Below are 13,593 nucleotides of genomic sequence, written 5' to 3'. Positions count from 1 at the left end.
GGGGTCAGTCGGATCCGGCCATGCCGGCGGAAATCACCGCGCGGCGCGTCGGAGCATCCGAAAGGGCGCTGTCGGTGTCCTCGGCCTCGGCCGGGGGCGCCAGTTCGATCTCGCGGGCCGCACGAATGTCGGCGGCGCGATCGGTTTCGGCCCGATTCCCCTCGTCGAAGAGGGCGACCATGACCGCCCGGGCGACCTCTTGCGCCTGCATCTGCGATGAGAAATCCCCCATCGGCGAGAACAGCGAACAAGCCTTGTAGCCGCCGATCATGTCGCGGGTATTGTGGATGAACTCGTACTCGCCCGACGGAAAGGCGAGCAACTCCTTGGCGCCTGCTGTCAATCCGGACCAGTCCTCGCCCTCTCCGGGCAGTTGTACCAGGTTCATGAACCAGGGCGAGATCAGCACCCCCAAGGGGCGCCCGTCGATCATGCGAAAGCCGACCGCCTCGACGCTGAGCAACTTGTTGACCATTGGAACGTCGCGCATCTTGGCGTGCCAGATTTCGCGGAACTCGGCCACCAGCCGCGCTGTCAACTCGTCCAGTTTCGCGGCCTCGGCCACGGATTGCGCGCCGGGGTCCTCCAGCACCATGAACTGCGACTTGGGGGCGCTGCAATTGGGGCAGGACCAATCCTCTGGCAGGTCGGAAAAGGCGGTGCCGGGGTCGACCTGGCGAAAATCGTCGCCTTCGGCCGGGTGGTAAGGCGTCCAGCAGATCTTGCATTCCATGATCGCCAGCGGGCTGATCTTGTCGGTGGCGCCCAGGAAACTGCCCTCGAACCCGCCATTCATCGGATCACCTCCAGCACCTTGAACAGGCGGTCGGCGCTGTCGGTCAGGTCCTCGGGCGCGGCGCAGGCGACCTCGGGCACGGTCGTGACCTCGAAGGTGTCCAGGATCAGCGCGTCCTGCGAGTTGAAGAACTGTACCCGCCAGACATGGGGCAGGGCGGTGGCGGTGACACGGCAGTTGCCATAGCCGCGCGACAGGATCGTGACCGCACCTTCGCCCAAGGCGCGGTCCAGCCAGGCCATGTCTTCCTCGGTATGGGGCAGGAGGGTGAGGTTGATGACATGCAGGGGCGCCGCGGCGTCAAAGGCGGCGGACTTGTCCGTCAGCTCGACCAGCAGGGGCGGGGCGTTGACCACCCCGGGGGACAACGGCTCGGCGCCACCTGTCGCGGCGCGGTGCGGGGCAAAGGGCGTTTCGGTCACGCAGGCGGGAATCGCGGCGACCTCGATCACATGGGCCTTGGCGCTTTTCAGGGTCCAGATCCCGGCAAAGACGCTTTCCTGCACCGCGATGGCGGGAATGTCGCGGACCTTGGCGGCGACCTCGCCGCTGCCCAGGGTTTCGGCGATCAGGGCGCGGTTCGCCTCGTCCAGCGGGGCAAGGTCGAAACGGGCGTTGCCGCCGTCGCCGCCGATCCGCGCGGCAGCCTGGGCGACATCATGCAAGAGATCCAGCGCCGGGGAAAGATCCGCCGCTCCCAACGCCTCGACCTCGGGGATGCGGGGGGAATAGGTGCGCATGTCCTGCGGCAAAGGCATGTATTCCAGCGCCTCGTCCTGGCTGTCCAGGGGCTGCGATCCGGGGCCGAAGCCGGTGGGCGGCATCATGAAGGGATTGGTCATCGGGTCGGTCCTTATTCGGCGGCAAGGGGCTGCGAGAGCAGTTGCGTGATCCGGTCGACGTAATCCGACCAGTCGCGCACCTTGGGGATGCCGCCCAGCACCTGCCCGTCGCGGAAGAAGATCAGGCTGGGGGTTTTCAGCACGCCAGTGGATTCGCGCAGGCCGGTTTCGATGCTGTCGGCGGCCACAGCGCAATCGAACCGGCCTTGGAAGGCCTGGCGCAACTCGGGCAGCACCACGGCCACGTCGGGGGTTTCAAGGTTGCGGCGTGCGTCCCCGGGGACAAAGATCACATGCGTGCCGGGCGCCTCGGTGAAGGCGGCGATCTCGGCCTCTGTCGTCAGGGCGGGATAGCCGAATTCGTCGGTCAGGCGGGTGACAAGGGGATGGGTCATCTTGGGTCCTCAACCGTTGGTGCGGCCCGCGTCCAGCGCGGCCTGAAGGTGGGGGGGAAGCTGCGGGCCTGCGGCCTCGAGATCGGCAAAGGCCTCGCCGGGGCCGCCGCCCTGCATGACCGCGCGCAGACCGTCCAGCGCGGCGGTGATCTTTTGTGCCTCATCGGCGGAAATGATTTCGCGCGCGGCGCCCAGAAAGGTCAGCACCCAGTCGCCGGGGCCCGCCTCTGGTGTCAGCGACAGGTCGATCAGTTCCGTCTCCGGGCCGTTGGTGGCCGTGGCGGCGATGCCGTCGACAGAACGGATGCAAAGGGGGAGGCCGACGCACATGGGATCAGTCCGCAGCCTGAAAGAAACGGTTGTCGCCGATGCGGCAGGCCTCTTCCTCGGTCGGGCGGCCGGCCTCATAGGCGTCCTGCATGATCGAGGGGTCGGCCAGCAGGTTGCTGTGGGTCCGGCCCGGCAAGACCGTGATCCCCTTGTCGGCCAGCCGGTCCAGTGCAACCGATACCGCCGGCTCGATCCGGGCCGCCACGACAGGGCGCAGCCCGCCGCCGTAGTCCTCAAGCTCCTCGGGCTGGCAGCCGATCAGCAAGAGCGACGGCGGGCAGTAGCCCATCAGTTGCGCGGTCGCGATCACGTCCTGAAAGCCGGTCTGGTGCAGGGACATCTTCTTGGCGCCCATGAACCTCGGCACCGCGTCGCCCTCGACGATCTTGAGCGTGCCGGGCGCGAGGCCATAATCCACCGCGTCGAAGACGATCAGCGTGTCCGCCTGTTCGAGGAACGGCAGCAGGTAGAGCCCTTGTGTGCCGCCGTCCAACAGGGTGATGTCCGCGGGCAGCGCCCAGTTCTGCGCCAGGTGCTCGACGCAGCGCACGCCAAACCCCTCGTCCGCCCAGAGCACGTTTCCAATGCCCATGACCAGCACGTTCGATGCCATCTGTCCCTCCCTCACCCGGATGCCAGTCAGCTTTCCATCCGGGGCTTTGGTGCAGGGTAGCTTACCATCTGACTGCCGGTATGTAAAAAGGATGAATTTCAGTGCATTTTATAAAGCTATGAAAACAATATGTTTTATTTGCCCTTTGAATTACTGGGTGCAACAATGATGGAAAGTAACTTTCCGTATATTCGTGATAATGGTTTGAGCCTGTCCATCAAAAAAGCGGGCGCAGGGCGCCCGCTTTCCAGGAATTGACGATCTGCCGGGATCAGGTCGGATCGTCGTCCTTGAAGGTACGCGTCCCCGAGATGATGGTCGAGACCATCGACTGCCGGGACATGATGTCCTCGCGGATGGCGGCATAGATGTGGATCATGACGAAGACGACGATGGCCCACATGCCCAGGTGGTGCAGCTGGTGCATGACGTGGCTGCCGCCCACGAGGTCGCGCAGGGGGCCGAAAACCTGGTCCAGAAGGCTGCCGTAGCCCTCGGCCTCAGCATAGATCGCAAAGCCTGTCAGGATCATGAAGCTCATGCCAAGCGTCATGAAGAAGAACATGGCGATCTGGGCCAGCGGGTTGTGCCCGACGTATTTCTTGGGCCGCTTCTTGAGAAAGGCGTACCACTTCGCTTCGTCCACCACCTCTGACCACCAGCGGCGGTTCCAGATCGGCAGGCGAAACAGTTGCCGCGAATGCGAGTTGCCGACGAAGGCCCAGTAGATGCGCCCGAAGAACCCGACGGTCATGATCATCGCCGCCGCGAAATGGGCAAAACGGATGTAACCGAACAGGAACTGGTGCGTGGCCTCGCCCATGTCGACACTGGGCAGGGGCGAGCCGATCAGGTAGCCGGTGACGCAGAGCACGAGGATCGCCGCCGCGTTGATCCAGTGCCAGAGCCGCACAGGCGCCTCGTAGACATAGACCGAGGTATTGCGCGTGATCGTGGCCAGATCCGCCTCGGTCGCGTCCCCCGTCAGGGGGACGGCCGGGTCCGACCTTTGCGCGGCCTCAAAGTTCATGACGTCCACCGCTTGTGGATCAGCAAGGCCAGCGCCGCCACGATCAGCGCACCGCCCAGCAGGGGCGCGGCATGGGTCATGCCGTGTGCTGCCTCCGGCACCGGGGCATGGCCACCGTGGGCCAGCGCGGCACCGGGAAGGACGGTCATCAGGGTCACAAGTCGTTTCATGGGTCTTTCCTTCCTTCAGCGAACCTTGACGGTGGTCAGCTCGTCACCGTCTTCGGACATGACATGCGTGGAACAGGCCAGGCAGGGGTCGAAACTGTGCAGGGTGCGCAGGATCTCGACCGGCTCTTCGGGGCGTTCCATCCTGGTGTTCATCAGGCTGGCCTCGAAGGCGCCGATGTTGCCCTTGCTATCGCGCGGAGAGCCGTTCCAGGTGGTGGGCACCACGCATTGATAGTTCTCGATGCGGCCGTCCTTGATCCGGATCCAGTGGCCAAGAGCGCCGCGCGGGGCCTCTGTCATGCCCACGCCCTTGGCCTCTTTCGGCCAGGTGGACGGGTCCCACTTGGCCACGTTGGCGGTGCTTTCGTCGCCGTTCTTGATGTTGGTCACCAGCTTGTCGAAAAAGTACTTTTGCAGCCGTCCGCAGTATTCCGATTCCAGCGCCCGCGCCGCCGTGCGGCCAAGGGTCGAGAACAGCGCCTCGACCGGCAGGTCCATCGTTCTTAGCAACCCGTTGACCTGGTCCGTGATCTCCTCGTGGCCCTTGGCATAGCCGACGACGTAACGCGCCAGCGGGCCCACCTCCATCGCGTGCCCCTTCCAGCGGGGTGCCTTGATCCAGCTGTATTTCGCGCCTTCGTCGATCTGCTCGATGTTGGTTCGGGTGCCTTTCAGCTTCGGTCCCAGCTCGAACTTGGCCTCTGTGACGCCGTCCCAGGGGTGCAGCCCCTTGCCCGCCTCGCCGTAATCGTACCACGAATGATCGACGTATTCCTGGATCTGCTCGGGGTCGCGCGGGTCGACGTCATGCACGGTCGACAGGTCGCCGCCGATGATCGCGCCGCGCGGCAGGTGCAGCTGGTCAGGCGAGAAATCGTTGGGATGTTCGGGAATATCGCCGTAGGCGAGGCAGGCCTGCGAAGACAGCCCGCCACCATACAGCCAGTTCTTGTAGAAGCCGCCGATGGCCACGACATCGGGCAGGTAGACGTTCTTGTTGAACTCGATACACTTGTCGATGATCGAGCTGACAAGATTCAGCCGCTCCATGTTGATCGCGCCCACCGCGCCGGTGGAATGCACGTTGATCGGGCAGGGCACGCCGCCCACCAGCCAGTTCGGATGCGGGTTCTTGCCGCCAAAGATCGTGTGGACCTTCACGATCTCCTTTTGCAGGTCCAGCGCCTCCAGGTAGTGGGTGGTGGCCATCAAATCCGCCTCTGGCGGCAGAAGGTAGGCGGGGTTGTCCCAGTAGCCGTTCTTGAACAGGCCCAGCTGGCCGCTTTCGACGAATTGCTTCAGGCGGTTCTGCACGTCGCGAAAATACCCCGGCGAGGAGAGCGGGTGCGACGGAGAAACCGCCTGCTGCAGCTCGGACGTGGCCTTGGGGTCGGCGCGCAATGCGTTCACCGGGTTGACCCAGTCCAGGGCGTGCAGGTGGTAAAAATGCACGACGTGGTCGTGAATCTGCAGGTTCAGCTGCATCATGTTGCGGATGGAATTGGCGTTGTCGGGGATGGTGATCCCCAGCGCATCCTCCACCGCGCGCACCGAGGTCAGCGCATGGGTGCCGGTGCAGACGCCGCAGATGCGTTCGGTAAAGGCCCAGGCGTCGCGCGGGTCACGCCCCTTGAGGATGACCTCGAGGCCGCGCCACATGGTGCCGGTGGAAACGGCGTTGCGGATGATGCCCTCGTCGTCGACGTTGACCTCGCAGCGCATGTGGCCCTCGATGCGGGTGACTGGGTCGACCACGATGCGCTGACCGCTGTCGTCAAGGCTGAAGCCGTTGGGTGTCTGGACGACCATGCGTCAGGCCTCCTCGTTGGTTTTGCTGGGGGATTTCTGGGCCTTGCTCTGCGCGGACTTCAGCGCGGATACGGCGGCGTGCAGGGCGATGCCGCCGCCGACGACGCCCGCCGCGGCAAGGCCGATCTGGTCGGCGTTCTTTTCGACGCCGAACTGGGTCAGGTCGGTCACCCGGTCGTAGAAGGTGCCCTGGTCCCAGAAGCCGTCCTCGGAACAGCCGATGCAGCCGTGGCCGGACTGGATCGGGAAACTCACGCCTTCGTTCCAGCGTACGGTGGAGCAGGCGTTGTAGGTGGTCGGGCCCTTGCAGCCCATCTTGTAGAGGCAATAGCCCTTGCGCGCGCCTTCGTCGTCCCATTCCTCGACGAATTGCCCGGCGTCGAAATGTGGCCGGCGATAGCATTTGTCGTGGATGCGCTGGCCGTAGAACATCGCCGGCCGCCCCTGCCGGTCCAGCTCGGGCAGGCGGTCAAAGGTGAGCATGTAGGTGATGACGCCGGTCATGACCTCGGCGATGGGTGGGCAGCCCGGCACCTTGATGATCGGCTTGTCGGTGATGACCTTGTGGACGGGCGTTGCCTGCGTCGGGTTGGGCTTGGCCGCTTGTACGCAGCCGTAAGAGGCGCAGGCGCCCCAGCTGATGATCGCCTTGGCATCCTTGGCGGCGTATTTCAGTTTCTCGACAAAGGGTTTGCCGCCCGAGATACAGAACATCCCGTCCTCGTTCAGGGGCGGGTTGCCTTCGACGGCGAGGATGTAGTTGCCCTTGTATTTCTCGATCGTGTCCTTCATCGCGGCCTCTGCCGCGTGACCTGCGGCGGCCATCAGCGTGTCGTCGTAGTCGAGGCTGATCATCGACAGGACCACGTCCTTGGCCAGCGGGTGGGCCGAGCGGATGAAGCTTTCGGAACAGCAGGTGCATTCCAGCCCGTGCACCCAGATGACGGGCGTGCGGGGCTTGGTTTCCATCGCGTTGGCGATCTTCGGCACGAAGGCGGGCCCAAGGCCCAGGGCGCTTGCCGTCAGCGCGCAATATTTCATGAAACTGCGGCGGGTGATCCCCTGCCGGCGCATCACGTCGTAAAAGGTTTCTATCTCGGCCAAGTCTGTCTCCTCCGCCATTGACCCGGATGGCGGGGCCGCCGCCGGGATGTCTCCATCCTCTTGATCGCGCAGGGGTGGGGGCAAAGGCTGCAAAAAAGCACCGGATCGCGGAGTACGCGATTAATAATGTCTGGACAGCGGGTTAGGCGGCATTTTTCGGTATGCCGAAGGATGCCGGGCGGATAGGGGTTTACCGGCGCGGGGTGCAGGGTGGCACGGGGCTTACCGGCGATGCAGGTGGCGTGCCGCGGCAATCACCGCCTGGCCCAGGGCCAGCCCGCCGTCATTGGCCGGTGTCCGGTGGTGCAGGTAGACGCGGCTCCGGTCCAGCCCCAGCGCGTCCAGCGTGTCGCGCAGCAGGCGCGCATTCTGAAAGCATCCGCCGCTGATCGCGACGCGCTCCGCCTCTCCGGCATCGACCAGAGCGCGGGCTACTTTGGAAAAGGCATGGGCGAGGCTGAGGTGGAACAGAGTGGCGCAGTCGCCCGGGCTGGTGCCCCGGGCAAGGTCGGCGCGCAGGCGGTGGAACAGGGGGGCGGGGTCGATCCCCGCGGCACCATGATCCAGCGGGACCGGCGCGAACACAGTCTCCGAGGCCAGCGCCTCCATGCGCATGGCCGCCTCGCCCTCGTAGCTTTGGCCGTCCGGGCAGATGCCCAGAACCGCGGCCACGGCATCGAACAGCCGCCCGGCGCTGGAGCTTTGCGGCGCATTCAACCCCTTGCTGGCGGCCATCCGGGCAATCTCCAGCGGTTTGTCCGCGAACAACTGGTCCGCCCAGTTCGACAGCCCCGCCTGGTCCAGTCGCATCAGCGCGTTGCGCCAGGGCTCTGCCTGTGCGCGGTCGCCGCCGATCAACGGTGCCGGTGTCAGCCAGGCGCGGCGGTCAAAGCCGGTGTAGTCCCCAAGCAGCAGCTCTCCACCCCAGACCGTGCCATCCGGGCCAAGGCCCAGACCATCCAGCACGATGCCGGCGACCTTGCCACCGTTCAGGGCGTGCCCGTTCTCGGCCATGCAGGCGGCGAGGTGGGCGTGATGGTGCTGGACCGGCTCCAGCGCCAGCCCCTCGTCGCGTGCGCGGGCCTCGCCGTGGCGCGTGGCCTGGAAATCCGGGTGCAGGTCGACGGCCACCACATCGGGGCGATGGTCGAACAGAGCCGCGTAATCCGCATCGGCCTGCAGGAAGGCTTCCAGCGTCAGGGCCTCGTCCAGCTCACCCAGGTGGTGTCCCAGAAGGGCCTGCCCGTTCTTGAGCAGGCAGAGCGCGGCCTTCATCTGGCCGCCATAGGCCACGACCTGCGGCGCATCGCCGAACCCATCGGGCAGGGGCAGGGTGTCCGGAACCATCCCCCGCGCCCGGCGCAGGATCATCGGTCCCTCGGGCGTCAGCCGCATCACGCTGTCGTCCAGCCTGCGGGCGATGTCGCGGTCGTGGTCCAGGATTGCGTCTGCGATCCCGCCCAGCTTGTCCCGGGCCTCGGCGTTGCCGATCACCTGCGGCTCGCCGGACAGGTTGCCCGAGGTCATGACAAGAGGCCGGGCGACCGTATCCAGCAGGAGATGGTGCAGTGGGGTATAGGGCAGCATCCAGCCCAGGTGGTTCTGGCCGGGCGCAAGGGCCTCGGGCAGCGGATCGCCCTTGGCCAAGAGGACGATGGGCGCGGCGGCGGACCCCAGCGCGGCGCGTTCCTCGGTGTCTGGCCGGGCGTGCCGGTCGATCTCCTGCCATCGGCCCATCAGGGCCAGCGGCTTGGACGGGCGATGCTTGCGGCGGCGCAACCGGTCGATGGCCTGGGCATTGGTGGCGTCGCAGCACAGGTGAAACCCGCCCAAGCCCTTGACCGCCAGGATCGCCCCGTCCAGCAGGGCGCGAGCCGCCGCCGCGATCGCGTCCGGATGTGCGCCGTCGGCATCCTCGAACCCCAGGTGCGGACCGCAGAGGGCGCAAGCCACGGGTTGCGCGTGAAAGCGGCGGTCGCCGGGGTCGGCGTATTCGGCAGCACAGTCGGGACACATCTCGAAGCCGGCCATCGTCGTGCGTGCCCGGTCATAAGGCAGGCCCTTCAGGATCGTGAACCGCGGGCCGCAATGGGTGCAATTGGTAAAGGCATAGCCCCGGCGGCGCGGATCATCGCCCCGGATGTCAGCCAGGCAATCGGGGCAGGTCGCGGCATCCGGGGTGACACGGGTTTCCGCGCCGGTGCCTTGGCTGGCGGCTATCTCGAAGCCGGTGGGTGGGGTGTCGAAGGCATAAGCCGTCGTTTCCACCGCATCGACCCGGGCCAGCGGCGGGGCCTCGGCGGTGATCGCGGCGACAAAGTCGGCGATCCGCGCGCCTTGGGCATGGATCAGGACCCCCTCGGGGTCGTTCAGCACCTCGCCCCGGATGTTCAGCCGATGCGCCAGTTGCCAGACGAAGGGGCGGAAGCCCACGCCCTGCACCTGGCCGCGTACCCGGATGCGCAGGGCGCCGCTCAATGGACCGTGCAGACCATGCAGGGGTCGAAGCTGCGCACGATGTGCTGCACCGACAGCGGCGTTTCCTCGCCGGGGCCGACCGGCGCGCCCTCCAGCGCGGCCTCGACCGGGCCGGGGGTGCCGCTGGCGTCGCGGGGGCTGAAGTTCCACGTCGTCGGCGCGACGATCTGGTAACCGGAGATCCGCCCCTTTTCGACCTTGATCCAGTGTCCAAGCGCGCCCCGGGCCGCCTCGACTAGGCCCTCTCCGCTGCCTGCATCCGGCAAGGCGACATCGGTGATGAATGGGGCGTCGGTTTTTAACGCCGCGACCCACGTTTCCAGCAGGATCTGCGTGCGCGCGATTTCCAGCAGGCGCCCGGCGACGCGCGCCCGGACATTGGTGCCGCTGGCCACCAGATTCCGTGCGGCCGGGTGGCCGTCGATGACCTGCCGGGCCAGCGCGCCGGTCTCGACCGTGCGGCCGGCAAGGCGCGGCGCCTTGCACCAGCTGTAGGCCGGGGACTGCATGTCTTCGTCGGGGTCGGTTTGGCCCTCGGTCGGGTGGCGCGCCTCGCCCAGCATCCAGGCGTGGCTGAGATCCTCGCGGATCTCCGTCGTGTCGACCGGCCCATGCGTGCCATTGTCCCAGGTCCCGGCGGCAAGGGCTGGGCCGTCTGGCAGGGGATAGGCCCCGAAGGACAGGAAGCGCCCCGACCCGTGCCCCATGTCGGCCAGGCCAAGGTCCTCGGCGATTTCCATGAACAGACCGGCATCGCCCCGGGTCCAGCCGGTCAGGGCTTGGGCGGTAGACAGTTCGGCGAATTCCTCGACCGGGGCGCCGAACAGCGTGCTTTCCAGGTAGCGGCGAAAGGCGGCCAGGATGCTGGTCATGCGGATGCGGTCACGCGCGGTGGGCGCGCGGGTCACGCCGCCGGGCTGGATGGCCAGCGTGTGCGGCCACTTGCCCCCCAGCAGCCCGACGATGTGCAGGATCTGGGCGCGGGCCTCGACACTGGCGCGCACGGCAGAGCCGTCCATCGCGGTAAAGCGCGCTACGGCGCGGTCATGCCAGGGCCGTCCGGCATAGGCGGCGCGGGCGAAATCGGCGCAAAAGAACAGGTTGAAATGGGTCAGGTGATCGCAGAGGTTCTCGACCCCGTGCATGATCGCCGCGGCCAGTGCCCCCTGCGGCGCCGGCGGCAAACCGGCCAGCGACCCCAGCGCGGTCGAGGCGGCGGCGGACTGGCTGATCGAGCAGATCCCGCAGATGCGCGGCGTGATCGTCAGCGCGTCCATCGGCGATTTGCCCAGCATCATGATCTCGAATCCACGGAACATGGGCGAATTGGCAAAGGCCTGCGCCACGCGTCCGTCCTTGACCTCGAGCCGGATTTCAAGGTCGCCCTCGACCCGGTTGAAGGGCCCGACCAGCAGCGAACGCTCTGTCATTTGCGCCCCGTCCGCAGCGTGGGCGGCACCTCGATCCGGTCGGCCACGGCGTTTTCGGCCAGTCGCTTGGGCGTCGCCGCTTTTGACAGCGAGGCCAGCGCCATGAACCAGGCCTTTGGCATGTCCGAGGGCAGGCCGACGGGGATGCCCGCGAACTTGGGCGTTTCGGTGAAGGGGTGGTTGGGTTCCTCGAACTCGGGGGCGGTGCAGTTGATGCAGGCGTAACCGGCGCGGGTGCAGCAGCTGCCTCCGTTCCAGCCGCGGATGTTGCAGTCCCCCACCGCCTGCGTTCCGACACAGCCCATGTGTTCCATCATGCAGCCCAGCTGGCCGGGTTTCTCTGCGCTGGCCTTGTACTCGTAGAACTCGTTTTTCGGGCAGGCGTGGTGGACGAGGTGTTCCGCGTAGAACAGCGGCCGCCCCAGCTCGTCCAGCGCCGCCTTGTTCATCTCTCCGCCCGCGATCAGCAGCAGGGTTTCCGTCACCCAGTCGGGATGCGTCGGGCAGCCCGCGACGTTGATGACCGGCATTCCCGAGCGGGCGCGGAAATCGGCGGGCAGGGCGCCGCCGGGATAGCTGCCGTCATATTGCAGGCCGATGGCGCCGGCGGGATTGCCGCCGGCCGAGGTCATGCCGCCATAGGTCGCGCAGGTGCCCACCGCGACGACCTGTTCGGCCAGCGGCGCCAGCGATCTGACCCAATCCAGCATCGACCGCCCGGTGCCGGACAGCATCTGGAACCGGCCCGTGCCCTTGGGGCCGGTCAGGATCGACCCCTCGACACAGAGGATGTCCAGCGTCTGGCTGCAGTCCTCGATCCCGGCCAGCAGGGCGCGCACCTCGGCACCGGTCTGTTCGGACAGTGCCGGATGCCAGAGGAAGGACAGCCCGGCGTCGCCCAGAAGGTCCAGTACACCGGGGGACTCCGCGCAGAGCAGCGACATGGTACAGCCGCCGCAGCCTGCGGATTGCAGCCACAAAATGTTCATGCGTGTCCCTCTGTCGGCAGGGCCAGTTCAAAGCAGCTGCCCTCGGGGCCGGTATAGGCCAGCGTCAGCGCCCCGCCATGTTCTTCGGCGATCTTGTGCGAGATGGACAGGCCCAGCCCGGTGCCTTTGCCGACCTGCTTGGTGGTGAAGAACGGATCAAAGATCGACCCGGCAATCGCCTCGGGGATGCCCGGTCCATTGTCGGTCACGCGCAACAGCACCTGTTCGTCCCGGTCCAGGACATGCAGGTGCAGTGTCGGCGTGCCGGTTTCCGACATGGCGTCGATGGCGTTTTGCACCAGGTTCATGACGATCTGCTGGACGTGGCCAGGATTGCCCCAGGCCAGGCGTGTCGCATCGTCCGCAAAGGTGATCTGGACGGCGGTCCGCGAGGTGCGCACGACCCAGTCGGCGGCGATCCGGGTGGTGGCCATCATGTCGAAGGCCGACCGTTCGCCTGTGCCATCGGCGCTGAGCCGGCGCAGGTCGTCGACAATGTCGCGGACCCGTTCGGCCCCGTCCTTGGCGCCGTCGATCGCGGTGCGCAGGTTGCGCACGGTCTTTTCAAGTTTCAGCTCGTCGCGCAGAGCAACCAGCTCCGGGCGGCTCTTGCCGGCCTGGACCGCCTCGAAATAAGTCTCGAACCGTTTGGTGTATTTCTCCAGCCCGTGGGTGTTGGCATAGACAAAGCTGATCGGGTTGTTCAGCTCATGCGCCACCCCGGCGACGAGGCGACCCAGAGAGGCCAGCTTTTCGTTGCGGACAAGCTGTGTCTGCGCCTGTTGCAGCGCCTCGTGGCTGGCTTCCAGTTCCATGTAGGCATTGCGCAACTCGCCCAGCGGCCGCCCCACCAGGACAACGCCGCGGCTGCGTCCGCGCTGGTCGAGCCGGGGGCTGACGCTGATTTCCAGAGGGGTGGGGCCGTCCCCGGTCAGGAAGCGGGCCTCGACGGTGGTGGGCTCTCGGCCCAGCATGACCTTGTCGACCGCGGCCAGCAGGTCGTCGCTGTCCCCATCCTCCAGCAAGGCGCCGAGGGGCGTTCCGCTGCGGGCCACGGTGGCGCCCAGGATCTGATCGATGGCGCCGCCGGTGCGTTCGATGATGCGGTTCTTGTCCACGACGATCAGCAGGTCCGACATCGACGACAGCACCGAAGCCATGAACTGGCGCATCTCGTCCAGCTCGCGGTTCTGCTTTTCCAGCAACTCCTGGTAGTCGACGAGTTCCGAATAGGTGCGGTCCATCGCGGCGATGACGTCCCGCCAGGTGTCTTCGCTGAGGGAATGCATCGGATCGTCTGCGGGCGAGGGTGTCATTCTGGCCTCCTTGGCGGGCAGAGTAATACGCGGACCGGAATACGCAAGGAGAGGCGGCGTACCGGGCGGTTGCAGCATGACGGCGGTCCCGTGCCGGAGGGAGAGGGGACGGGGCTGCAAGCGCTTTGGGAAACCTGCCAAAAACGGTCCCGGAGGTGGTGGTGGAGAGGCGCAAATTCCAGCCTTTCGCTGCTGTGAAATGCTGCGGCGCAGAGCGTGGTGATCGGGCGCGGCTGATCTGCCTTGTCCGGTCGAAATGCCTAATTTTCGAGCAATATTAAGGGGCTGCTT

The 13,593-nt window shown here is 66.3% G+C and carries 13 protein-coding genes; all 13 read right to left on the bottom strand.

What is annotated here, in order from left to right:
- Positions 1–4: 4 nt before the first annotated feature.
- Entirely contained in the window at positions 5–796 is a 792-nt protein-coding gene (locus G9Q80_RS04825; protein ID WP_088716649.1) for a [NiFe]-hydrogenase assembly chaperone HybE, read from the bottom strand.
- Positions 793–1,638, bottom strand: coding sequence for a hydrogenase expression/formation protein (locus G9Q80_RS04820; protein ID WP_088716648.1), 846 nt, complete (start codon positions 1,636–1,638; stop codon positions 793–795). The genes G9Q80_RS04825 and G9Q80_RS04820 overlap by 4 nt, the downstream gene beginning before the upstream one ends.
- An 11-nt stretch (positions 1,639–1,649) precedes the next feature.
- Positions 1,650–2,033: a thioredoxin domain-containing protein gene (locus G9Q80_RS04815; protein WP_088716647.1), complete on the bottom strand. Its 384-nt coding sequence runs from the start codon at positions 2,031–2,033 to the stop codon at positions 1,650–1,652.
- 9 nt (positions 2,034–2,042) lie between these two features.
- On the bottom strand, positions 2,043–2,363 hold the full coding sequence (locus G9Q80_RS04810) for a HypC/HybG/HupF family hydrogenase formation chaperone (protein ID WP_088716646.1): 321 nt from the start codon (positions 2,361–2,363) through the stop codon (positions 2,043–2,045).
- Between the two features lie 4 nt (positions 2,364–2,367).
- Complete coding sequence (locus G9Q80_RS04805; RefSeq protein WP_088716645.1) at positions 2,368–2,976, bottom strand: HyaD/HybD family hydrogenase maturation endopeptidase; 609 nt, start codon at positions 2,974–2,976, stop codon at positions 2,368–2,370.
- Positions 2,977–3,247: 271 nt separating this feature from the next.
- A complete protein-coding gene (cybH, locus tag G9Q80_RS04800; protein ID WP_088716644.1) occupies positions 3,248–4,006 on the bottom strand; it encodes a Ni/Fe-hydrogenase, b-type cytochrome subunit in 759 nt (252 codons plus the stop codon).
- Positions 4,003–4,176: a hypothetical protein gene (locus tag G9Q80_RS04795; RefSeq protein WP_157903882.1), complete on the bottom strand. Its 174-nt coding sequence runs from the start codon at positions 4,174–4,176 to the stop codon at positions 4,003–4,005. The genes cybH and G9Q80_RS04795 overlap by 4 nt, the downstream gene beginning before the upstream one ends.
- A gap of 15 nt (positions 4,177–4,191) precedes the next feature.
- Positions 4,192–5,985, bottom strand: coding sequence for a nickel-dependent hydrogenase large subunit (locus tag G9Q80_RS04790; protein WP_043145622.1), 1,794 nt, complete (start codon positions 5,983–5,985; stop codon positions 4,192–4,194).
- Positions 5,986–5,988: 3 nt separating this feature from the next.
- Complete coding sequence (locus G9Q80_RS04785; protein WP_069209676.1) at positions 5,989–7,089, bottom strand: hydrogenase small subunit; 1,101 nt, start codon at positions 7,087–7,089, stop codon at positions 5,989–5,991.
- A gap of 222 nt (positions 7,090–7,311) precedes the next feature.
- A complete protein-coding gene (gene hypF, locus G9Q80_RS04780) occupies positions 7,312–9,567 on the bottom strand; it encodes a carbamoyltransferase HypF (protein ID WP_168246426.1) in 2,256 nt (751 codons plus the stop codon).
- On the bottom strand, positions 9,564–10,997 hold the full coding sequence (locus tag G9Q80_RS04775; protein ID WP_088716642.1) for a nickel-dependent hydrogenase large subunit: 1,434 nt from the start codon (positions 10,995–10,997) through the stop codon (positions 9,564–9,566). Before G9Q80_RS04775 ends, hypF begins: the two co-directional genes overlap by 4 nt.
- A complete protein-coding gene (locus tag G9Q80_RS04770; RefSeq protein ID WP_088716641.1) occupies positions 10,994–11,986 on the bottom strand; it encodes an NADH-quinone oxidoreductase subunit B family protein in 993 nt (330 codons plus the stop codon). The genes G9Q80_RS04775 and G9Q80_RS04770 overlap by 4 nt, the downstream gene beginning before the upstream one ends.
- Positions 11,983–13,302 (bottom strand): sensor histidine kinase, encoded by a 1,320-nt coding sequence (locus tag G9Q80_RS04765; RefSeq protein ID WP_088716640.1) that lies wholly within the window; start codon positions 13,300–13,302, stop codon positions 11,983–11,985. Before G9Q80_RS04765 ends, G9Q80_RS04770 begins: the two co-directional genes overlap by 4 nt.
- Between the last annotated feature and the right edge of the window lie 291 nt (positions 13,303–13,593).

It is taken from the genome of Mameliella sp. LZ-28 (assembly GCF_012274245.1).
Taxonomy (GTDB): domain Bacteria; phylum Pseudomonadota; class Alphaproteobacteria; order Rhodobacterales; family Rhodobacteraceae; genus Antarctobacter; species Antarctobacter albus.
The sequence above is the reverse complement of the archived record's forward strand: the minus strand, read 5'-3'. Positions and strand labels throughout refer to the sequence as shown.

Coding starts and splice junctions, on each gene's coding strand:
- cybH (WP_088716644.1), bottom strand. CDS start 4,006: ATGAACTTTGAGGCCGCGCAAAGGTCGGACCCGGCCGTCCCCCTGACG.
- G9Q80_RS04775 (WP_088716642.1), bottom strand. CDS start 10,997: ATGACAGAGCGTTCGCTGCTGGTCGGGCCCTTCAACCGGGTCGAGGGC.
- G9Q80_RS04790 (WP_043145622.1), bottom strand. CDS start 5,985: ATGGTCGTCCAGACACCCAACGGCTTCAGCCTTGACGACAGCGGTCAG.
- G9Q80_RS04765 (WP_088716640.1), bottom strand. CDS start 13,302: ATGACACCCTCGCCCGCAGACGATCCGATGCATTCCCTCAGCGAAGAC.
- G9Q80_RS04795 (WP_157903882.1), bottom strand. CDS start 4,176: ATGAAACGACTTGTGACCCTGATGACCGTCCTTCCCGGTGCCGCGCTG.
- G9Q80_RS04820 (WP_088716648.1), bottom strand. CDS start 1,638: ATGACCAATCCCTTCATGATGCCGCCCACCGGCTTCGGCCCCGGATCG.
- G9Q80_RS04810 (WP_088716646.1), bottom strand. CDS start 2,363: ATGTGCGTCGGCCTCCCCCTTTGCATCCGTTCTGTCGACGGCATCGCC.
- G9Q80_RS04805 (WP_088716645.1), bottom strand. CDS start 2,976: ATGGCATCGAACGTGCTGGTCATGGGCATTGGAAACGTGCTCTGGGCG.
- G9Q80_RS04770 (WP_088716641.1), bottom strand. CDS start 11,986: ATGAACATTTTGTGGCTGCAATCCGCAGGCTGCGGCGGCTGTACCATG.
- G9Q80_RS04815 (WP_088716647.1), bottom strand. CDS start 2,033: ATGACCCATCCCCTTGTCACCCGCCTGACCGACGAATTCGGCTATCCC.
- G9Q80_RS04825 (WP_088716649.1), bottom strand. CDS start 796: ATGAATGGCGGGTTCGAGGGCAGTTTCCTGGGCGCCACCGACAAGATC.